The sequence below is a fragment of the Cognataquiflexum rubidum genome, assembly GCF_022538115.1.
GTDB classification, from domain to species: domain Bacteria; phylum Bacteroidota; class Bacteroidia; order Cytophagales; family Cyclobacteriaceae; genus Cognataquiflexum; species Cognataquiflexum rubidum.
In genome coordinates this window covers 49,610-70,919 of record NZ_JAKZAL010000012.1, presented here as the reverse complement: position 1 = coordinate 70,919, position 21,310 = coordinate 49,610, and the positions used below count along the sequence as shown (strand labels likewise).

Sequence of the window (21,310 nt, the reverse complement as noted above, 5' to 3'; positions counted from 1 at the left end):
TGTCTGAAAAGAATATTGGGTCAGGTAAAGTTTTATTTGGAGGTATGACTTTAGCATTTTTTCACAACCCTAAACCACAGGTGAACAATTTACGAGCTAATATTATTCATTACACTACTAATAGTGGAGTGGCTTGTGTGAGTCCATTACTTTCGGTTTCAAATATAGCTGCTGTTTCAAATGAATTTGATAAATGCGGGGCAACCGTAAGTTTTTCAGCTAGTAGTATTGGAACAGCCCCAATCAGTATTAAATACTCAATCATTGTGGGTGGTTCTAGTGTAGAAATAACATCACCATATTTTTTTCCAGTTGGCTCAACAAATGTCACAGCAACAGCTACCAACGCTTGTGGTAATGACAGCAAAACTTTTACAGTAACTGTAACCGATGCCCAGAAGCCAGTGATCACCACCAATGGCGATAAAGATGTAAATGTGGATCCGGGTGCATGTTCTGCTGTGGTTGCCGTTAGCGCGACTGCTGCAGACAACTGTTCCGTGGGCGCTCCGGCAGGGGTTAGAAGTGATGGATTGCCATTGACCGATCCATATCTTGAAGGCATCACTACCATCACCTGGAATGTCAGCGATGTGAACGGCAATTCCGCTACAGCAGTCACACAGACTGTGACTGTTGTGGACAATGTTGATCCGGTTGCGATAGCCCAGGACATCACCGTTCAGCTTGATGCGAACGGAAATGCGACCATCACGGCTGCCATGATCGACAACGGTTCCAACGATGCCTGCGGTATTGCAAGTCTGGTCTTGGACATCACTTCCTTCGACTGTTCCAATGTTGGCCCGAACACGGTCACATTGACGGTCACCGACAACAACGGAAATGAAAGCACCGCTACAGCTACTGTCACGGTAGAGGACAATGTTGATCCGGTTGCGATAGCCCAGGACATCACCGTTCAGCTTGATGCGAACGGAAATGCGACCATCACGGCTGCCATGATCGACAACGGTTCCAACGATGCCTGCGGTATTGCAAGTCTGGTCTTGGACATCACTTCCTTCGACTGTTCCAATGTTGGCCCGAACACGGTCACATTGACGGTCACCGACAACAACGGAAATGAAAGCACCGCTACAGCTACTGTCACGGTAGAGGACAACACTATTCCTATTTGGACTACTCCAATTAATTCCTTGGACAAATCAGTAGTCTGTGGCCAAAATCAACTCCTTGCTGATGCTCAGGCCTTGGAACCGATTGCTGTTGATAATTGTGGATATACACTTTCCAAAACATCAGGAGTATTTGTTCCATCTGGAGCTCCGGGAGGTTCAGGTAGTTATACTAACACTTGGATAGCTACAGATCCAAGTAGTAATCAAAGTATTGAATTCAAGCAGGTTATAACTGTAGAAAGCGTATCCATCGACGCTTTAGCCAGCAGTACTCCGGTACCAATGAATCAGGCAGCTACCTTAAAGGCTACTGTAACTCCGAATGAGGCTGGAGTGAGTGTGACTTTTGTGGTGACCAACGAAGCTAATACGGAAGTTTACACTAATACGGTGTTAACCAATAGTTCCGGCTTTGCCACCGCAACTACAGGAAATTTAACAACTATAGGAGTGTATAAGGTTACAGCAACAGTGGGTACAGGATGTGCTTCTTCAACAGCTTATATCCCTGTATATGATGCAAGTGGAAGCTTTGTAACCGGTGGTGGTTGGATCAATTCTCCGGCAGGTGCTCTTGTTGCAGATGAATCTTTGGTAGGCAAAGCCAACTTCGGATTTGTTTCGAGATACAGGAAAGGATCAAGTCAGGTAGATGGAAATACTGAATTCCAGTTCCATGCCGGTAGCTTAAACTTCAAATCCACCATGCATGAATCAGGTTCCTTGGTGATTTCAGGAAAAAGGGCCACTTACCGTGGTACAGGTACCATCAACGGACAGTCAGGATTCAAGTTTGTAGTAGTGGCAATTGATGGAAACTGGAATGGACAATCCAACCCGGATGCGTTCAGAATCAAAATATCCACAACTACTGACCTCATCATCTATGATAACCAAATGGGAAGTGATGAAAACACTGAAAATGCTACAATCCTCGGAAACAATGGAACGGGTGGCGGGTCGATCGTGATCCACGAAGCCAAATCAGGGACAAGAAAGCGCATAGATGTCTCCGTGCAGGAAGTACCTTGGAATACGCCAATAGAAACTCTTGAAAAGCAGTTGAACCAGATGAGCAAAGGATGGTTTGAGGGAAATGCTGTCGCAATCAAGTGGGATTCTCAAGCCTATGACCCATTGGCAGAAGGATTCTATCAGGTAGATGGTTTTGTGCAGAATGTTGATTTGGATGAAATGGATGAGGTTATCTCAGTTCCAGTTATGGTTCTCAACAAACCAATGGCACGGGATATCGTCCTTGAATCCAATGTTCTTCCTAATAATGTTCAAGAAGGACAGGTGATCAGTTTGGTTAGTACCATTGATCCTGCGGACAATATCCATACCTACAGCATGGATGAGCATCCAAACCTTCAAGTTCAAGACAACCAATTGATCTGGAAAGGGAATTCGATCAGCTCCGAGCAGATGAGGTTTACGATCCATAGCACCGACAGGGCAGGTCAGACAATCAGCAGAGAAATCACACTGATGAAAGACCTTGCACCAAATACGATCATGGTTTATCCAAACCCTGCATCTGAAGCTTCCAATATCCAGGTTAATCTGGTCCAGGCTTCCGAGGTAACCCTCAGGGTATTTGATGCCGCAGGACGAGTGGTGATGGAAGAGCAGAGTTATCAGGAAAGAAGTTTTGTAAGGCCACTTGATCTGAAAGGTCTAAGTAACGGTCTGTACCATGTAGTGGTGCAGGTGGGTAACCAAGTCATGACCAAACGCTTGGTAAAGCAATAATGTAAAGTTCATTTGAAAATGATTCCCCTTTTGGTGCGAGCCAAAAGGGGATTTAAAAAAAGCCACCGGGGATTTTCCTCGGTGGCTTTTCAGTTTAATCATACCCAAGGAGGTGATCAATCAGGTCGTCACTCTGAGTCTTCAACATTTTTAGAAATGTTCAGAAAAGGAAATGACGTTAAGGTTTTTCTAATTTAGCCTCGGCAAGCTCCCCCCATAAGAACAACCAATATTTCGTTCCCCGAGCCTGCCGAGGGGGAATTTAGGTTTCCGTCATTGGTAGTGAAGCGAAGAGTCTCATATAATTAAGAGATTCTTCACCTCCGCCGGCTGCGGTTCAGAATGACGGTCAACACAATAAAAAAACCAACAGAGAATTTCTTTCCCCGGTGGCTTCTTTCCTTTGCGTCACTGCGTCTTTGCGTGAACCAATTCCCCCTATCTTAAAATTTTTTTTCTTTGCGTTTTGGCGCCTTCGCGGGAAACATTTCACTCCTCTTAGAAACCTTTTCCTTTGTGCCTCCGTGACTTCGTGGGAAGCAATATGCGGAAACCTTTTCTTTGCGTTTTGGCGTCTTTGCTGGAAATAAAACCTATTTAAACGCCGCTATCCCCGTAATCTCATTCCCCAAGATCAGCAAATGAATATCATGCGTTCCCTCATAAGTAACCACTGACTCAAGATTCATCATGTGGCGCATGATCGGGTATTCTCCGGTGATGCCCATGCCGCCGTGGATCTGACGGGCTTCGCGTGCGATCTCCAATGCCATGGCAACATTGTTTCTTTTTGCCAATGAAATATGTGCGGTAGTGGCTTTGCCCTCATTCATCATTTTGCCGAGTTTCCAGACCAGCAACTGAGCCTTGGTGATTTCGGTCAGCATCTCTGCGAGTTTCTTTTGGATCAACTGAAAGGAAGCAATCGGCTTGTCAAACTGTATCCTTTCCATTGCATACCTTCTAGCCGAATCGTAGCAATCCATTGCAGCGCCTAATGCTCCCCAAGCGATGCCATACCTTGCCGAATCCAGGCACATCAATGGCGCACCCAATCCGGATTTGTTTGGCAGGATATTTTCTTTCGGAACTTTCACATTGTCAAAAACCAATTCTCCGGTGCAGGAAGCGCGAAGTGACCATTTGTTGTGCGTCTCAGGAGTGGTAAATCCTTCCATACCTCTTTCTACAATCAGGCCGTGGATTCTTCCGGATTCATCTTTTGCCCAAACGACCGCGATGTCTGCCTTTGGTGAATTGGAAATCCACATTTTGGCACCGTTGAGGAGGTAATGGTCTCCCATGTCCTTGAAGTTGGTTTTCATTCCACTCGGGTTAGAACCGTGATCTGGCTCTGTCAAACCGAAACAACCGAGCATCTCGCCTGAAGCAAGTTTGGGAAGATATTTCATTCTTTGTGCTTCAGAACCGAATTTATATATCGGGTACATCACCAAAGAACCCTGAACAGAAGCCGTAGACCGCATGCCTGAGTCACCTCTCTCGATCTCCTGCATGATGATGCCATAAGAGATATAATCAAGCCCGCCTCCACCGTATGTCTCAGGAATCTGTGGGCCGAAAGCACCCACATCTCCGAATTTCCTGACTATTTCATAAGGAAAATGTGCTCTTTGCGCCCAATCTTCGATGTAAGGACTGATTTCTTTTTTGACAAAATCCCTGATGGATGAACGGATGAGAAGATGCTCTTCGGTCAACAAGTCATCGACCTGATAAAAATCAGCACCTTCATAAAGGTCCTGTTTCAAAGATTTGTGTGCGGTGGCAGTATGCTCCATGACTCTTTTGGTTTATTGCTTATTAAAATGGATTTTTGCAGCGGATTGTTTGATTTATGCCTGAAATAAACAAGAAGGGCGGTAAAAAACTACCTTATTGAACAAAAAATTAGCACATGAGCCCAGCCCAGACCCAAAAAGACATTTTAGATAAAATAGAGCTGCTTCAGCAAAAATTCAAAGCTTCCGGTCAGGACCTATCTTCCTACCTTGAAGGCTTGTTGTATTCGGATTATTTGACATATTGGGATTACATCAATCTGGATATTCTGTTGTCTTTGCAGCAACCAAGAACGTCCTTCAAGGATGAGAAAATCTTCATCATGTACCATCAGATCACGGAGCTTTATTTCAAGCTGATTATTTGGGAACTTGAACAGATTGCCGAAAGGGAACCGATTGACGGGAAGTTTTTCAAAGAGAGATTGGAGCGCGTCAACATGTATTTTGACCAGTTGATTTCTTCTTTTGCGGTAATGTGGAAAGGGATGGAAAGAGAGCAGTTTCTCAAGTTCAGGATGTCCTTGTTACCATCAAGCGGATTTCAAAGTGCACAATACCGTGTGATTGAAATCCTGGCTTGCGATGTCCAACAATTGCTGTTTGTGGATATCAGGGAAAAGATGCAGAGCGAGCAAGATGTAGATGTTCTGTTTGAGAATCTGTATTGGCAACATGGTGCTGTGGAATTGGCTACTGGCGAAAAAACACTGACGCTAAAGTCTTTTGAAACCAAATACGGAAAAAGGCTCAAAGAATTTATAGCCAATTACAAGACGATTAATATCTGGAGAAAATATCTCAACTGTACCGAGAAAGACGAGGAATTGACCAAACTGATGAAAGATTTTGACCTGAAGGCAAATGTCTTTTGGCCATTGGCACATTACAAGTCGGCGGTGAGATACCTACAACGCGATCCTGTCGATATCGCAGCTACAGGCGGTACCAATTGGCAAAAATACTTACCGCCTCGTTTCCAGAAAGTTATTTTCTACCCGGAGCTTTGGACTGATAAAGAAAAAGAAGAATGGGGCAAAGGTTGGGTGGTGAAGGAGGTTTTTGGAGAAGAATAAAACGAAGTACGAGGTACCAAGTACGAAGTATCGGTTTGGTAAGAGGTGAAAGGTAAGAGGTAAATCTCCTATCCGATTCTTGTTTCTCGAATTTTGCTTCTCTTGGTCCCTGAGCGAAGTCGAAGGGCTCGTTTCTAAAAGAGATTCTTCACCTCACTACCAATGACGTGAATTTCAGGGTCGTCACCCTGAGTGTAGCGAAGGGTCTCTTTATTTTGAGATCTTTCATCCTCGTACCTCGGATTCAAGATGACGCAACAACCGTCATTCCTTTTCTGAACATTTAAAAATGTTGGGGACTCAGATTGACTTCGAGGATCAAGTCTCACGTCTCACGTCTCATATCTCACATCTATTTAAGGATAAATACCTTACAAAATGAAAAAAGAATTACTATTACAATTGTCCCCTCAGGAAGCTTATGACGAGGAGGTTTTTAGGGAAACGGCGCTGAAAAGGGCTGGAATTTCTGCTGAACAGCCTAATGCTTTTGCCCGTCAGGTCAAGCGCTCCATTGATGCCCGGGGAAGGCAGGTCAGGGTGAATGTGACAGCCGAGGTATTTGTCAATGAAGCCCCAACGCCACTCCTGACGACTCCCAAAGCTTACCAAAATGTAAGCAATGCAGAGCCAATCATAATTGTAGGGGCAGGTCCGGCAGGACTTTTTGCGGCCTTGAGAGCAATTGAATTGGGTGTGAAACCTATCCTCATCGAACGAGGCAAGGATGTCAGAGCCCGGAGAAGGGATATCGCAGCGATCAACAAAGACCATATCGTCAACCCTGAATCCAATTATTGTTTTGGAGAAGGTGGGGCAGGCACTTACTCTGACGGCAAGCTTTACACCCGTTCCAAAAAACGTGGAGACATCCGAAGGATCATGGAAATATTGGTTGCCCATGGTGCCACGGAAGATATCCTGGTCGATGCACATCCGCATATCGGAACCAATAAATTACCCATTTTAGTGGCCGAACTGCGAAAGAGCATCCTTGACGCGGGAGGGGAGATTCTATTCGAAACGAAAGTGACTGACCTGATTTTGGACAGCAATGAAATCAAGGGAATCAAAACCCAAACCGGAGAAAGGATTTTAGGAAAAGGGGTAATTCTTGCCACAGGACATTCTGCTAGGGATATTTTTCATTTGCTCCATTCCAAAAAGATTTTGATCGAGGCCAAGCCTTTTGCATTTGGCGTGAGGGTCGAGCACAGCCAAAACCTGATCGACCGCATCCAATACCATTGTGAAGTAGATCGGGGCCCATACCTGCCTGCATCTTCCTATGCTTTGGTCAATCAGACCATGTTCAAAGGAAAGCAGAGAGGCGTTTTTTCTTTTTGCATGTGTCCGGGTGGATTTATCGTGCCGGCGGCCACTTCTCCGGGGGAGATTGTTGTCAACGGCATGAGTCCGAGTAGGAGGGACAGCAAGTTTGCCAATTCAGGAATAGTCGTGGCCGTCGAATTGGAGGATTTGCCCCAATATCAAAAGTATGGGCCATTGGCTGCGATGATGTTTCAGGCGGAAGTGGAGCAAAAAGCCTGGAAAGCAGGCGGTGAAACGCAAACGGCTCCAGCCCAACTATTGGTTGATTTTACGGAGAAGAAGGTCAGCAAAAGTTTGTTGGACACTTCCTATCAGCCGGGTTTGGAATCAGCGGATATGTATGAAGTTTTACCCGATTTTATTTCAGAAAGGTTGAGACAGGGATTTATTGATTTTGGTAAAAAAATGAAAGGTTACCTGACCAATGACGCTCAGATTATTGGTGTGGAAAGCCGGACATCCTCACCTGTACGTATTCCAAGGGACAAAGAGAGTTTTGAGCATCCGGTCATCAAAGGATTGTTTCCCTGTGGGGAGGGCGCAGGATATGCCGGAGGAATCGTCTCAGCAGCTATGGATGGCGAGCGATGTGCTGAAAAATTGGTGGAAATGTATGTTTTGAAATAGTCAATAGTTAATAGACCATAGACCATAGCAATTAAAGAAAATCAGTATTCAGTGGTGCTTACTGCCCACTGAATACTGTTTACTGAAAACTGCCTACTGAATACTGGGAACTGAATACTGTTTACTGAAAACTGCCTACTGAATACTGAGACTGAATACTGATCAACCCAACCAGTTTGACCAAGGGATTCTTGACAGAATCAAAACCAATCCGATCGCATACATCATATAAATGGAACGGAAGCGCGCACGGCTTTCAGTCATTTTTTTGGCACGGATATAACCTACGGAAATGACGATGATCGCAAGGATATTGATGACCGGATGTTCCAAGGCAGTCAATCTTGCAACTTTGTCACCCATGGCACCACCTCCGGTCAACAATGAAAATCCAAGAGGACTTACAAAGTAGAGGATCAAGCCAACCAATAATTGGATATGGGCCAAGATGAAGCCGATCATGGCAAATTTTCTGTCTTTTTCGGTAAATTCCCTGCCGCTCAATGAGCCGATCAAGGCGTAAATCATCACGATGACCAAAGCAGCCAAGGCCAGGTAAGCCAGACCGGAATGTAGATGTTGTAATCCTGTGTACATATTTCGTTTATTATTTTGGTTTAAAATTAAGCCTAATTCTTATTAACGAACAAAAGGGATGATAATAAAGAGAGAAATATTTTTGTTTATTGAGGCTGCTAAAAAGAATCAAGAGCCAAAATTTTTCCCGCAGATCTCGCAGAAAACGCTGAAAGGTTAATAAAAAGAATGTTCTTCGTAAAAACCTGGCTTCTTTTAAGAAATTTTAAATTCCAATGATTTTTATTCTTTCTCACCTCCCAAACATCCGTCATCTGTCATCGGTCTTTACTCCCAACTTCCAAACTTCCCACTTCCCACCTTCCACCTCTTACCTTTCACCTTTAGCAATTCAAGTTCTCCACCTTCCACTACACCAAACATCCGTCATCGGTCATCGGTCTTTTCCTTCAACTTCCCACTTCCTACTTCCCACTTCCCAAAGACTTCTCCCTCAGGTCGAAGTGACAAGGATAGGTTTTCTGTATTCATGGCATTTTTACTAGCGATACCTTCAAATATCAAAGAATTCTTTTTCTTTCTCACCTCCCAAACATCCGTCATCGGTCATCGGTCATTTCTTCCAACTTCCTTACCTCCAAACTTCCTTACTTCCCACTTCCCACCTTCCACCTCTTACCTTTCACCCTTTTTACAATCAGCCATCTACCTTCCACTAAACCAAACAACCGTCATCCGTCATCCGTCAACGGTCTTTTCCTCAAACTTCCAAACTTCCCATCTTCCATACTTCCCACTTCCAAACTTCCTTCCCCTCAATCCACATAAACCACCAACCCCTTCAAATACTCCGTTTCCATATGGAAAATATTGATAGGGTGGTCGGCGGGTTGGGAAAGGTAATGGAGGATTTTGACATTCCTGCCGGCTTCCATGGCCGCCGCCGTGATGGTATTCGCAAAAAGCTGTTTGTCCACTACCTGCGAACAGGAAAATGTAAATAGAATCCCTCCCTTTTTGATATGCTTGAGCGCTTCGAGATTCAGCCTTTTGTAAGCCTGAACAGCATTGTGTTTGGCTTTTAGGTTTTTGGCAAAAGCCGGTGGATCGAGGACAATGATGTCATAGTCGGTTTCGATTTCGCGGATGTATTTCACCACATCAGCGACGATGGATTGGTGTTTTCCTTCAAATCCTGCGTTCAAGGCCACATTTCTATCTGTCAGTTCTATGGCTTTGGAGGAAATATCCACCGAATGGACTTCCGATGCTCCGGCTTTCAGGGCCGAAACCGAGAACCCACCGGAATAGCAAAAGGTGTTGAGTACTTTCTTCCCTTTGCTGTATTTGCCAAGCAAGAACCTGTTTTCTCTTTGGTCAACAAAAAAGCCTGTTTTCTGTCCTTTTTCCCAATCGATTTCATACTGACAGCCATATTCCACCACCATATTGGTAACAGGTTGACCAAAAACAACCCTGTTTTCAACCCCCAAATCCCTCGGTAAAGTCTCCGCGCTTTTGTCATAGACACATTGCAGTTTTGATCCCAAGACAAACTGAAGAGCCTGGCTGATTTCCTTCACGTGCCTATACATGCCGATATGATGGGTTTGGATGACAGCGGTGCCGTTGTAAAAATCAATGATTAACCCCGGCAGCCCGTCACTTTCACCATGAACCAAGCGGTACACATTGGTTTCCGGATTTTCTGTCAGCCCGATTGCTTCCCGCAAACGATAGGATTGGGCAAGTCTCTTTTTCCAAAAATCCAGATTGATTATTTCCTCCTCGAAACTCACCATCCTGACCATGATCGAACCGTATTGGAAATGGCCTACACCAAGAAGTTGGTCTTTGTGGCTGTGAACCTGTACCAATTCTCCGTTTTTGAGGGCCTCATCTTTGGTAGCAATCGCCCCCGAAAAAATCCAATGGTGTTTCCTGAGACTTGAAATCTCTTTTCCTTTAAGGAGTTTAATGATGGGATAGGGGAGCATGGTATTTGTTTTTAGGGAAAATCAAAGTTCCCACAATCATGGCGACAGCGCTGACGCACAGTGCAGGGACGTGGGTATAAATCGGCAATTCAAACATTTCCAACACAAGGTAAGCAATCATCCCAAAGACAATTGACATCAAAGCGCCCATTTCTGATGCTTTTTTCCAATATAATCCTGCTGTAAGCGGCACAAACAAGGAGACCAACAACAGGATCGATGCACCTGCCACAAGCTCATAAATATTGGTTTTCCATTGTGCCATGACTGTTGCTATCAGGGCAACGGCCACAATATTGCCCCGCAGGATCCAAAGAAAATATTTCTCTTTTAACCTTGATCCAAAATAGGGTTTGATGATGTTTTCTGATAAAATGGCGGAAGGGGCCAACAATCCCGAACTTGTCGTACTCATAATCGCGGAGATCAAAGCTCCAAAAAACAGGATCTGAACATGCATTCCACTGTGACGGAGGACCATTTCAGGGAGGAGAAGCTGTTTGTTTTCGAGGTAGATTTCGGGATAAAGAAATTTGGCACCAAGCGCAATAAACAGAGGCAAAAGACCAATCGTCACATAAAATCCGCCTGCAAGGTAGGTGGATTGGACGGCGACTTTCTCAGATTTGGAAGACATGACCCTTTGGTAAATGTCCTGACTTGGAATACTTCCCAAACCCAAAACCATCCATGCGCCTAGGTAATTGAGCCATGAAATAGGGTCGGGATTTGGGAAAAACTGAAAACTTCCCTTCGGCGCAGATTCCAAAATCGGCATCACCCCTCCGGCTTTTTGGGCTACCAAAACAGCTACCCAAACCAAGCCCACCACGATCAATGTCGTCTGAATAAAATCGGTTATAGAAATGGCCCACATGCCACCAAGAAAAGTGTAAAAAACCACTACAACGGCACTGATCATAATGCCATGGGGAATACTTAAATCTGTGACTGTGCTGAAAATCAAAGCCATGGCCACCAATTGCGCAGCCACGTACCCGAAGTAAACCGGAACCATAAAGACGGAGGCGAAAAATTCGACCCTTTTACCAAAGATTTTTTTATAAACATCACCCAAAGTCAGGACATTCATCCTGTACATCGGTCTTAAAAAGAAAGCGCCAAACAAAACCAGACAAAGTGCCCCTCCAAATGGATCTTCCATCACACCCTGCAGTCCGTGTTCAAGGTATTCGGAAGATGCCCCAAAGATGGTCTCCGATCCAAACCATGTCGCAAACAATGCCGAGGCCGACAAAAAAAGCGGCAACTGCCTCCCTGCCAACACAAAGTCATTGGAGTTTTTGACCAGCTTCGATGACCAGGCACCTATCGCTACAGTGATTAAGAGGTAGATGATTATGGCAGTTATCAGCAACTTTGGCTATAAATTAATGGTGGTCTACTAAATTCGGATATTAATGGATACTGATTGATATTGGATGTTGGGCTTGGGAATATCAAAATATCAATTTATATCCAATATCCATCTAATATCTTTTTCTAGGAGTATTTTGTCATTCGAATTAATAAAATTCAGCATTATCAGAAAGTAAAATTGAGTTTGTGATGCGTCATCCTGAAGGAGGTACGACTGAAGGATCTCATTTAATTTTGGTGAGACCCTTCGCTTCACTCAGGGTGACGGCACCGACAATTACATCACTGGTCGTATTCAAATCTTAAATCTCACGTCTCAAATCTCATATCTATTTATACATCTTCGCCTGAATCGCCTTTATTTCCTCTGATTCAAGGTAATCATCATAAGGCATCCTTCTGTCGATGGTTCCTTTTGGGGTAAACTCGATGATCCTGTTGGCAGTGGACTGCACAAAGGCGTGGTCATAGGAGGTCATCAACACTGTTCCGTTGTAATCAATGATGGCGTTGTTGAATGCCGTGATGGATTCCAGGTCCAAGTGGTTGGTAGGTTCGTCCATGACGAGGAGGTTTGGATTTTGGAGCATCATCCTGGAGATCATGCATCGCACTTTTTCCCCTCCGGAAAGCACTGCACATTTCTTGAGAGATTCTTCCCCTGTGAACAACATCCTTCCCAAGAAAGTCCTCACATACGCTTCTTCTTGATTGGCCGAATATTGCTTGAGCCAATCGATCAGGTTCAGGTCTGTCTGAAAAAACTTCGAGTTGTCATTCGGTAAATAGGCCTTGTTGATCGTCACGCCCCATTTGAAGCTTCCCTTTTGGGTAGGAATTTCTTCCATGATGGTCTGGAAAAACTTGGTAACCGCCTGCTTGGTCTTGGAGATAAATGCGATTTTGTCTCCTTTGTCAATCATCAGGTTCACATCAGTGAAATAGATGGCGTTGGCATCTTTCAATTCCAGACTTTCAGTCATAAAAATCTGATCTCCCGCTTCTCTTTCTGGTTTGAAGATGATGCCCGGATACTTTCTTGTAGAAGGCTGAATGTCATCCACATTGAGTTTTTCAAGCATTTTCTTCCTGGATGTCGCCTGCTTGGATTTGGAAACATTGGCAGAGAAACGCAAGATAAACTCCTGCAATTCTTTTCTCTTTTCCTCTACTTTCTTGTTTTGATCCGACTTCTGTTTGGCGGCCAATTGGGAAGATTCGTACCAGAAGGTATAGTTACCGGAGTAAATCCTGATTTTGCTAAAGTCAATGTCCACGATATGGGTAGAAACCGCATCGAGGAAGTGACGGTCGTGGGAAACGACGATCACGAGGTTTTTGAAATTCACCAGGAAATCCTCCAGCCAATTGATGGTTTGGGCATCAAGGTCGTTGGTAGGTTCATCGAGGATCAGGATGTCAGGATTGCCAAAAAGCGCCTGTGCCAAGAGGACCCTTACCTTTTGGTTACCGGCAAGTTCCTTCATCTTGAGGTAATGCAAGTCTTCGCTGATGCCAAGACCGGAAAGGAGGGAAGCGGCATCGGATTCGGCATTCCAACCGTCCATTTCCGCAAACTCCGACTCAAGTTCGGAAGCTTTGATCCCATCCGCCTCGGTAAAATCCTCCTTCATATAGATGGCGTCCTTTTCGGCCATGATGGCATAGAGTTTTTTGTGGCCCATGATGACGGCTTTCAGCACTTCTACCTCATCAAATTCAAAGTGGTTTTGCTTCAAAACAGCCATCCTTTGACCCGGGGTGATATGTACCGAACCGGATGTGCTGTCCTGATCTCCGGAGAGGATTTTCAAAAAAGTGGATTTTCCGGCACCGTTGGCACCGATGACACCATAGCAGTTGCCGGGTGTGAATTTAAGGCTTACTTCATCAAATAAGGTTCTCTTGCCGAACTTGAGGGAGAGGTTATCTACAGTAATCATTTTTGGCTAAATTATTTCGAGGTGCAAAGATAGGTATTTCCTACAAAGGGACTAAAGGAGAGGGGAGAATTGGTGGGAAATTAAAAAGTGGGGAAGAGATACGGTTTGGGCTTTGGGGTTTATTTTGAAGGTGAAATACACGTTTTTTTGCCACCATTCTCTCGATTATTTATTTCAATTAACCGTTTAATCAAATCTTCTTCATTTTCATCGACTCCTATCAACCATTTATCGAATTCCATTTTTACAGAGGGAGTCAAGGTTTTAAAATCGAATACTCCATAGGTTATATACCCATTAATTATTTCAAAAAATTCTTCCATTAAATAGTTAATACATTCTTCAATTAAGCTTATCCCAGAACTAATAAATTCACTTTCAAAAATAATATCCTCCGGTAATCTAGAATATGTATGTATGTATTGAGATAATTTGCTACAGAATTCTTCAGATTTTTTATAATCAAACTTATTTAGACTTCCTCCTTCGAAAATAGCTTTGGTAACGGCACTTGAAAAAGACTGGTATCTAAACTTGAGAACTTTATATTCATCATTTGTTTTCTTAATTCCTGTTTTACCTCTGATTCCTCTTAAAAAAATTTCAGTGTCTGTTCCTTTAGCTGCAATTGCAAGTAGATCGAATTCAATACGTTCAAATAAGTTTCTTGTTTCTAAAGCGGCATATATTACGAAACTAGAGTTTGAGAATTTTTTAGCTGAAAGAATCAATATGTCAATCTGGGCAAGTAGCCAGTTTGCATCAAGTGATCTTTTATTTGTATCGAATTCGGTCATAATTATATTGTTAATCCTAAAAATGCTGTAAATCTTTTACAACAAGCTTACTTCAATATTTTGGAGATTTAGTTCAATCAAAATGAGATTCATAAAGTCTATTTAAATTTCAATAAGAATTTCTATTTAGTTTTTTACGGATTTAATTAATTAGATTAATCTCAAATTGAGAAGTGGGTTTCTTCATGTTTCAATTTCCTCAAATGTTTTTATTTAAGTAGTTGAGATTGCTTTTTTTAATGATCCAAAATGCAAAGTATCTTGACCCAATAATATCATAAGCTCTTGAACAGCTTCAGGTAAATTCATTAATAACTCGTCATGTTTGGTCACTTTTTCAAACGTTGTAAAATGTGAAAAGTGATGAAGCGTTTTAAGCTGGTGAGGTTCTGGCATTAATATTTTAAGTCTTGCATCTATCTCGTCGCTTGAATCAGGTAATTTTAATAGTGTATAAATTTCTAAGAATCTTCTTACTGCGTTTGGCAATAGGATGAGTTTGTCGTCGGATTCTTGGCAGCCCCCTTCATAAAATTTATAAATTATCTCAAATAGGTAAATGTATTCAGACTTATAATCTCTTAAAGATTTTGGCAAACCTTGTATCTCAGATTCATCTTTTGATAGTCGCTTTACAAAATAATACTCCCTTGTGTTTTTCTTATTAATTCTATTTGAGTCTTTTAGGAATGAAAAGAATTCAAAATTGTGAGTAGAAATAAATAATTGTTTAAAACAGTTTACAAATTTATTAGGATCTTCTGGGTCTTCATTTTGTCTGAAAAAAAATGAGTTTATAATAGAATAAATTTGCGCTATATGGTTTCCATCTAAACTTGAAATTGGGTCGTCAATAAAAATGATAATGTCTTTCAGTTTCTTGTCACGGTGCAAACTTTCAAGTGATACTAAGAAATAAGAAAATGATATTGCTGTTTTTTCGCCTTCGCTTAAATTCTCTGCTATTTTTTCGCCACGTTTTAAAATGAATTTGTCGTCTGTTGTTACTTCTATGGCAATGTCATCACGATTTAGAATTTTTTTTATAAAGTCGTTTAACTCTTGCTGTCCTGCTATAACACTTTTTAGTTGTGCTTCAAAAGTTTTATTTTTTGAAACTATCTTTTGAACATAACAATTATATCTTCTTATGCAGCGTTCCGAAAAGTTTTTATTCTGTTCTTTTTTTAGATAATCTTCCTGAATGAGAAATTGAGCAACTTGATGCTTTTTTAATTTTGTCCTTGCTGCTTCTTGCTCTGTTCCAAAGTTGTCAAGAAAGTTATTGTGTGATTTGATTATCAAATTAGTGTCAGTAATCCATTTGTTTAATTGGTCAATTACGGTTTTGTCAAAGCAAACTGTATCGAGAGAATTGAAAATATTGTCCTTTTCTTTTCTCTCAAGTTCCGCCAAAAGATGTTTTAAATAGTCAAGATATTGATTTCGGATATTTTGGTAGCTATCTAATTGGGTTTGATAATCATCTTGGATATTATCAAAAAAATCATTTTTACTTGATGGGAAGATTAACGATTCTAATCTTTCTTTTTCACTGTAAATTAATTTTCGACATTCTGAAATGCTTTCTCTGACTTTTGCTGAAGCATTAGAAAAATAGCTATTTAATTCTTTGATTCTTGTTGGACTAATTTCGTTGTCACAAAAGGAACATGTTGATTTAGATTCATGCAATGGAATACCTGCTTTAGTCCAATGGTACAAGTCTGAATTGTTATCTAAAACTGTTATTACATCGGTTTTTGTTGGCTCAGTTGCTAAAATTCCTTTAACATAATCATATAATTCTTCTAAATGTGATTCAAATTCACTTGGTATTATAGGCTGCCTGTCATTCGTTGCAAGTGAAGTCTTTTTTACTTTCGATAATTCAGTTTCGTCTGTAATAACATGAGATGTAAGATTACTTATTACTGAATTTTTTATTGTTCCAAAATGCCTTTTGTCGAATTCAATAAGACTATTGAAAATGTCATTTTTAATACGTCTCGATTCCACTGTAAATTTAGATGAGTCAAATTGATTGAATTCGTTGATGATTGTTTGGAATCGTTCTTTTTTTCCACGAACAGTTTCATTGCCATTTACATTTTCAATACGTTTTAAATTTTCTTCGATTTCTTCTCGAATTGAAACATTTTCTCCAACATCGAAGGATATTCCATTTACATTTTCGTCAGTATCCCACTTTAGATTTTCTCTTATGTATTCAGAGTTAAAAACTTCGACATTTAATGTACACGCTGCCAAGTCAGTTTGTTTAATTTCTGAATTGTCAGAGAGTTGAAGTTTAAATTCAGCTTCTGCAAAATTTGGGTGAATTTGTTTGTTTTTTAGAGATGAAAATATTCTTGACAAAGTTGTCTTCCCTGTATAGTTCCACCCATAGATGATATTTTTCTCTTTAAAGTCGGGTAGTTGAGCTCCAGATGTGAAGCTTTTAAAAACTCCAAAATTTTTAATGGTCTGTATTTTCTTAATCATGGTATTGAATTCATTGTATAATCCTGATAAAGGAATTTCTATTAAACCTACCCAAATCCTTAAAAACAAAAAATACCCTATTCAGGGTATTTTTACCAATAAAGCATTAAAACATTAATTATTTTCCAATTAGGGGTTTATTCAATTCAATAAGCAATTGTCTATTTTTTCCAATTCCACATTAAAATTCAGACTTACTCCTAAGGCTTTAAAAACCTTTTGAATAGTTTCAAATCTTGCATTTTTGGCAAGTTTTCGACTTTAGCCAGATATCGGGTTTACCTGAATTTGACCTCCAATTGCCTTTAATACTTTCATGATGGTAGCAAATTGAGGTTTTGATCCCTCTGACAAGGCTTTGTACAAACTTGGTCTGCTTAATCCTGTTTCCTCAGAAATTTTGGTCATTCCTATCGCCTTAGCAATATGCCCGATTGCAATGATTATATCATTGTTATCCCCTTCTTCCAATACAGTATTAAGATACTCAGCGATCATTTCTTTGCTGTCCAAGTAGTCTGCTATGTCAAATTTTGAAGTTTCCATATTTTATTGGTTTAATTTTTTTAAGATTTCTTTTGCTTTATTTATATCCTGTTGTTGGGTTGACTTTTCACCACCCAAAAGCAGAATAATTATTCTTCCGTCTATTTCTTTAAAATAAATTCTATACCCTTTGGCAAAATCTATCCTCAATTCTCTAATTCCATCGCCCACAGGTTTGCAATCCCCAAAATGACCGTCATTTTCTATTTTCTGAATTCTAAATAGAATTTTAGCCTTTGCCTTAAGGTCTTTTAGCTTCCGAAGCCATTTATCAAATTCAGAGGTTTTTTCAACAAAGAACATAATTATTGTATCCAAATGGATACAAATTTAATCGATATTTTTGAACTTTTGCGGTTGTGTTCCAAATTTTTTACGGTTGGTTTCCCAAAAATCTCTAAGCGTTGGAAACCCTTTTTAAAGTCTTTTTAATACTATAAAAAATGAAAATCCATTTCGAAAATAATGGCTTAATTTTTTTAAACCATTACTGAATAAGAATTATTCAACATTCTCAACCGATCGGAATAAAGGCTGAAGTATTGGTCTTTTGCAGGTTGGGTGAGAAATGAATTTTGGAGAAAGGTGAAGATTTGGTCATTTGGCTTCCTGTATTTGTCAAGGGCTGTTTTGACCCGGTTTGCGCGCATACCAATCTTTAACCCAAACTCATAAAAGTCATCATAGGCATAGAATCCCAATGCTTTGAAGCTTTCGGTTTCATAGTTATCATCAAACAATCCGTCTTCCATGGCAAAAAAACTATCGAAAGAAATATGCAGGCTGGTGTTGATCAGGTCATAAGCCGGACTCAAAACATAATCCCCGCTTGGAGTCTGTTGGAGGGAAAAGTTTTTCAGGTGGGCATCTCCGTTGCAAAACAGGTAGTTGAAAATAACCTGTTCAAAATATTTTTCAATTTCCACCGCATAAGCCGCTACATATTTTTTCATAGACTTGGCGATAGTTTCATAGCTTCCGGAGTTGCGGTAACTTTCACCGTCTTTTTCCTTTGAACGGCCTGAAATGGAAGCGAAATCTTCCTGAGCTATTTTTGAGCCATCCTTGTGGTAGTCAAATCTTTTGGTGATGTAAGCGGGTTCTCCGTTTTGGAAAAACACGAGTGCGCATTCCGCTGTTCGGATCCCAAATACCTGTTTGGCAATCTGCATAGTCAGGTGTTCATTTGCAGGTAGTTCATCTTCTTTTGCAAAAGGTGGTCTGATTGGAATGGGTTTTAGGATGAATTGGCCGCGTTCTCCGGGTTCGGTAAGCCTGAGTTTAAGGTGGTCGAGGACAAGGGATTGTTTGAATTGTGCGCCGCTGATGGAGATGGATTTGCTGTTTTGCCGCATTTTCTCGGCTACTTCTTCATCCAATCTTGGGGCATTGAATTCCAATATATGGCTAACCTTTTTCCGGTTGAAAAGCAAACGCAATCCTGCCGGGCTGTAGGTATCAAATCCTTCTGCCAAGGTACAGGGACAATATTTTAGGTCTTGGAGGTTCATTCCTTCTCTATCAATTGGACCGTCACGGCACCGATAGTGTCGCTTGCAGCCGTTGCTCCCAAAAGCTGGAGGACATCTCTTTCATCAATTTTCAAATAACGTTGTTGGATGGCGAGATTGGTTCCTTCAGCCAACATATTGCTAAAGAAGGGAAAGAGGAATTCGCTGTGGTATTCCTGTTGGGTTTTTGGTAAAGTCATGCTGATGGAAGGTTTGGAGCTGTCGGTGAAATATCCGTCCTCATACCGAAACATAAAATGTTGACGGTTCTCTTCCCTGAGAATTCCCGCCAATATTCCGTTGCGATATACCGCTGCTGTTCTCATTCAATCAATATTTTTTGATTACCTCTAATTTAATTTCCATTCCCATTACTTCAGCAAGCTTATTCAGCACTTCCAATGAGGGATTACTTTGCCCACGTTCAAGTTTATAAAGGGTGTTGAGGCTGATTCCAGCAAGTTCAGCCAAATGTGGTTGGGTGATACCCAACTCTTTTCTTCTTGATTTGATGGTTTCCCCTAACTGTACAGATAACATTATAATGTGATTTTTTATGCAAAATAGTTGGTTGAATTCAAAAAATCAAGATAAATAGCAGTATAATGTGATTTTTGGTGAGAAAGTAAAAAAGAGAAAGATGAATACTGTCAATATCACAATATAATGTGATTTTGAGGGTTGTTTTTTTATGGATTTTCTTCCTTTGATCTTGATATTTCTTCCCCCAACCAAATCAATCCGATAAAGTACCCGATAATTGGTGAAATCCCATAACCCATCACCATCACTGGGAAGTTTCCAAAAAGGGTAACCAACAAAATCAGGAAGAAATACAAGCCTAAACTGTAAGCCATTGTCCTGTTTTCTTTGCTAGCCAATACAAAAAACGGAAGGGGTAACAACACTAAAGAAAGCACTGAAAAAATGCCTAAGAAACCACTGATTTTCCAGGCTAGGGATAGGATATCCTCCACGTAACTGACAGCAGGTAAACTGTCCAAATTGTACCAAGCCATGGCGGAAGCGCCAATAGCAGCAATCAAAATCAAGCCTTTGGTTGTCTTGGAGCTATTTTTCCTGAGAAGTTTTATGGAAGCGGATACCGAAAATGCCGTAACCAATGAAGCATCTGACTGAAAAAGGAAAATCAAAACTGCTAGTAGGGAGAGTAGGGTTGCAAAGGTTTGATTTTGGATTTTATGGATTTGGATCAAAATCAATGGACTTACCATCAGACCAATATTCAGACTGAATGCCCCAATGCTGACCCATCGGTTGACATCCTGAAAGCCATCATCCCAAAAAGTCAATAACAATAATAGCATCGATATCAGGATAATTGGGTAGGGGTTTACCTTTTTGAAAACCGGCCTAAACCTGAAAACTACCCATTGCAAAGCGATACCCATCATTCCGAAACCAAGATGCATCATCCAAAGAGTTTTCGGAACCTCAGAAAAAGCCATGATGTAGGTTCCGAAAAGAAGTGCCGGCAGGATTGGGAAAAACAATATAATCGTGGGTTCAGCGGGTTTGTTTTTGTTATTGGACATAACTAGATTGAGTCATTCAAATGATATGAAGTTCATGGATTATTTATGCTGCAAAGATGAAATACGAAACACCTGATAACCAAAATATTGTTCTACCAAATTTGCTTGGCCTTAAAACTTCCGAGGAAATTGGCTTGTCAGAATTTGAAGGGTTTTTGAAAGCTGAGATCATCCTAACAGAAAAATTGACTAGCCGGACAAATTTTAATGCTGCATATATTCTAAAAATTCATAAGTTGGCTTTGGAGCATTTATATTCATTTGCAGGAAAATATCGTGATGTCAATTTGTCCAAAGGAGGTTTTCCATTTGCAGCTGCCAAATTTTACCCCAAACCATGGAAACTTTTGAAAATGAGATTTTGTCTTTTCTGCCCAATAAATACGGGAAAGTAGATGACCTAATTTCCGATATCGCAAAAGTACACGGCGAGTTGTTATTCATTCATCCGTTTAGAGAAGGAAATGGTCGGACTGCAAGGGTTTTGGCCAACCTTATGTGTCGTAAACAAGGTTTTGGGCCATTGAAATTTGACCAGATTGGGAATAAAGAATTTGATCTTTATGTATCAGCAGTTCAAAATTCAGCCAAGAAAAATTACGGACAAATGACTGATTTCATCAAGTCTATTTTTCGAGAGTAGTTTCTAACTTATTTAATGTTGAAATCGCAAGGTCTGGAGAAATATTAATTCCTTCGATTTTGAATGATGCGACCATGGAATTGAGAATTTCCTTTCTCAATTCTTTTTTGGTCTTCTCTGATTTCTTTGAAATTTTATTCATATCCTAAATATACTAATTC

The 21,310-nt window shown here is 40.9% G+C and carries 17 protein-coding genes; 4 read left to right on the top strand and 13 right to left on the bottom strand.

Features of this window, described 5'->3' with window-relative positions; translation table 11 throughout:
- Window positions 1-80: 80 nt before the first annotated feature.
- Entirely contained in the window at window positions 81-2,897 is a 2,817-nt protein-coding gene (locus tag MMU05_RS23105; RefSeq protein WP_241142266.1) for a T9SS type A sorting domain-containing protein, read from the top strand.
- Window positions 2,898-3,490: 593 nt separating this feature from the next.
- Here the strand turns inward: MMU05_RS23105 and MMU05_RS13805 are convergent.
- Complete coding sequence (locus MMU05_RS13805; protein ID WP_241142265.1) at window positions 3,491-4,699, bottom strand: acyl-CoA dehydrogenase family protein; 1,209 nt, start codon at window positions 4,697-4,699, stop codon at window positions 3,491-3,493.
- A gap of 116 nt (window positions 4,700-4,815) precedes the next feature.
- On the opposite strand from MMU05_RS13805, the gene MMU05_RS13800 reads away from it, so the two are divergent.
- Window positions 4,816-5,775 (top strand): tryptophan 2,3-dioxygenase family protein, encoded by a 960-nt coding sequence (locus MMU05_RS13800; protein ID WP_241142264.1) that lies wholly within the window; start codon window positions 4,816-4,818, stop codon window positions 5,773-5,775.
- 378 nt (window positions 5,776-6,153) lie between these two features.
- Complete coding sequence (locus tag MMU05_RS13795) at window positions 6,154-7,734, top strand: NAD(P)/FAD-dependent oxidoreductase (protein ID WP_241142263.1); 1,581 nt, start codon at window positions 6,154-6,156, stop codon at window positions 7,732-7,734.
- Window positions 7,735-7,896: 162 nt separating this feature from the next.
- On the opposite strand, the gene MMU05_RS13790 is transcribed toward MMU05_RS13795, so the two are convergent.
- The 12 genes from MMU05_RS13790 to MMU05_RS13735 all read right to left on the bottom strand — a co-directional run bounded on the left by MMU05_RS13790 (window position 7,897) and on the right by MMU05_RS13735 (window position 20,506).
- The gene (locus MMU05_RS13790) at window positions 7,897-8,331 is read right to left on the bottom strand and encodes a hypothetical protein (protein ID WP_241142262.1); all 435 of its coding nucleotides are present in this window, start codon (window positions 8,329-8,331) and stop codon (window positions 7,897-7,899) included.
- A 755-nt stretch (window positions 8,332-9,086) separates the two neighbouring features.
- Window positions 9,087-10,268 (bottom strand): class I SAM-dependent rRNA methyltransferase, encoded by a 1,182-nt coding sequence (locus tag MMU05_RS13785; RefSeq protein ID WP_241142261.1) that lies wholly within the window; start codon window positions 10,266-10,268, stop codon window positions 9,087-9,089.
- Complete coding sequence (locus tag MMU05_RS13780; protein ID WP_241142260.1) at window positions 10,246-11,646, bottom strand: high affinity choline transporter 1; 1,401 nt, start codon at window positions 11,644-11,646, stop codon at window positions 10,246-10,248. Before MMU05_RS13780 ends, MMU05_RS13785 begins: the two co-directional genes overlap by 23 nt.
- A gap of 331 nt (window positions 11,647-11,977) precedes the next feature.
- Complete coding sequence (locus MMU05_RS13775; protein ID WP_241142259.1) at window positions 11,978-13,591, bottom strand: ABC-F family ATP-binding cassette domain-containing protein; 1,614 nt, start codon at window positions 13,589-13,591, stop codon at window positions 11,978-11,980.
- 119 nt (window positions 13,592-13,710) lie between these two features.
- Window positions 13,711-14,388, bottom strand: coding sequence for a hypothetical protein (locus MMU05_RS13770; RefSeq protein ID WP_241142258.1), 678 nt, complete (start codon window positions 14,386-14,388; stop codon window positions 13,711-13,713).
- 213 nt (window positions 14,389-14,601) lie between these two features.
- Complete coding sequence (locus tag MMU05_RS13765) at window positions 14,602-16,893, bottom strand: AAA family ATPase (RefSeq protein WP_241142257.1); 2,292 nt, start codon at window positions 16,891-16,893, stop codon at window positions 14,602-14,604.
- Between the two features lie 261 nt (window positions 16,894-17,154).
- Complete coding sequence (locus tag MMU05_RS13760) at window positions 17,155-17,439, bottom strand: addiction module antidote protein (RefSeq protein ID WP_241142256.1); 285 nt, start codon at window positions 17,437-17,439, stop codon at window positions 17,155-17,157.
- A 3-nt stretch (window positions 17,440-17,442) separates the two neighbouring features.
- On the bottom strand, window positions 17,443-17,757 hold the full coding sequence (locus MMU05_RS13755) for a type II toxin-antitoxin system RelE/ParE family toxin (RefSeq protein WP_241142255.1): 315 nt from the start codon (window positions 17,755-17,757) through the stop codon (window positions 17,443-17,445).
- A gap of 161 nt (window positions 17,758-17,918) precedes the next feature.
- Window positions 17,919-18,950, bottom strand: coding sequence for a HipA domain-containing protein (locus MMU05_RS13750; protein WP_241142254.1), 1,032 nt, complete (start codon window positions 18,948-18,950; stop codon window positions 17,919-17,921).
- Window positions 18,947-19,276 carry a HipA N-terminal domain-containing protein gene (locus MMU05_RS13745; protein ID WP_241142253.1) on the bottom strand — a complete coding sequence of 110 codons (330 nt, stop codon included), beginning with the start codon at window positions 19,274-19,276 and terminating at the stop codon, window positions 18,947-18,949. Before MMU05_RS13745 ends, MMU05_RS13750 begins: the two co-directional genes overlap by 4 nt.
- 4 nt (window positions 19,277-19,280) lie before the next feature.
- Entirely contained in the window at window positions 19,281-19,490 is a 210-nt protein-coding gene (locus MMU05_RS13740; RefSeq protein ID WP_241142252.1) for a helix-turn-helix domain-containing protein, read from the bottom strand.
- 149 nt (window positions 19,491-19,639) lie between these two features.
- On the bottom strand, window positions 19,640-20,506 hold the full coding sequence (locus MMU05_RS13735; RefSeq protein ID WP_241142251.1) for a hypothetical protein: 867 nt from the start codon (window positions 20,504-20,506) through the stop codon (window positions 19,640-19,642).
- 337 nt (window positions 20,507-20,843) lie between these two features.
- Here MMU05_RS13735 and MMU05_RS13730 point away from each other — a divergent pair, with 337 nt between their 5' ends.
- Window positions 20,844-21,149 (top strand): Fic family protein, encoded by a 306-nt coding sequence (locus MMU05_RS13730; RefSeq protein ID WP_241142250.1) that lies wholly within the window; start codon window positions 20,844-20,846, stop codon window positions 21,147-21,149.
- Window positions 21,150-21,310 lie beyond the last annotated feature (161 nt).

Bases quoted from the DNA above. Each gene is read 5' to 3' on its own strand.
- MMU05_RS13805 (WP_241142265.1), bottom strand. From the start codon at position 4,699: ATGGAGCATACTGCCACCGCACACAAATCTTTGAAACAGGACCTTTAT.
- MMU05_RS13800 (WP_241142264.1), top strand. From the start codon at position 4,816: ATGAGCCCAGCCCAGACCCAAAAAGACATTTTAGATAAAATAGAGCTG.
- MMU05_RS13795 (WP_241142263.1), top strand. From the start codon at position 6,154: ATGAAAAAAGAATTACTATTACAATTGTCCCCTCAGGAAGCTTATGAC.
- MMU05_RS13790 (WP_241142262.1), bottom strand. From the start codon at position 8,331: ATGTACACAGGATTACAACATCTACATTCCGGTCTGGCTTACCTGGCC.
- MMU05_RS13785 (WP_241142261.1), bottom strand. From the start codon at position 10,268: ATGCTCCCCTATCCCATCATTAAACTCCTTAAAGGAAAAGAGATTTCA.
- MMU05_RS13775 (WP_241142259.1), bottom strand. From the start codon at position 13,591: ATGATTACTGTAGATAACCTCTCCCTCAAGTTCGGCAAGAGAACCTTA.
- MMU05_RS13770 (WP_241142258.1), bottom strand. From the start codon at position 14,388: ATGACCGAATTCGATACAAATAAAAGATCACTTGATGCAAACTGGCTA.
- MMU05_RS13765 (WP_241142257.1), bottom strand. From the start codon at position 16,893: ATGATTAAGAAAATACAGACCATTAAAAATTTTGGAGTTTTTAAAAGC.
- MMU05_RS13760 (WP_241142256.1), bottom strand. From the start codon at position 17,439: ATGGAAACTTCAAAATTTGACATAGCAGACTACTTGGACAGCAAAGAA.
- MMU05_RS13750 (WP_241142254.1), bottom strand. From the start codon at position 18,950: ATGAACCTCCAAGACCTAAAATATTGTCCCTGTACCTTGGCAGAAGGA.
- MMU05_RS13745 (WP_241142253.1), bottom strand. From the start codon at position 19,276: ATGAGAACAGCAGCGGTATATCGCAACGGAATATTGGCGGGAATTCTC.
- MMU05_RS13740 (WP_241142252.1), bottom strand. From the start codon at position 19,490: ATGTTATCTGTACAGTTAGGGGAAACCATCAAATCAAGAAGAAAAGAG.
- MMU05_RS13735 (WP_241142251.1), bottom strand. From the start codon at position 20,506: ATGTCCAATAACAAAAACAAACCCGCTGAACCCACGATTATATTGTTT.
- MMU05_RS13730 (WP_241142250.1), top strand. From the start codon at position 20,844: ATGGAAACTTTTGAAAATGAGATTTTGTCTTTTCTGCCCAATAAATAC.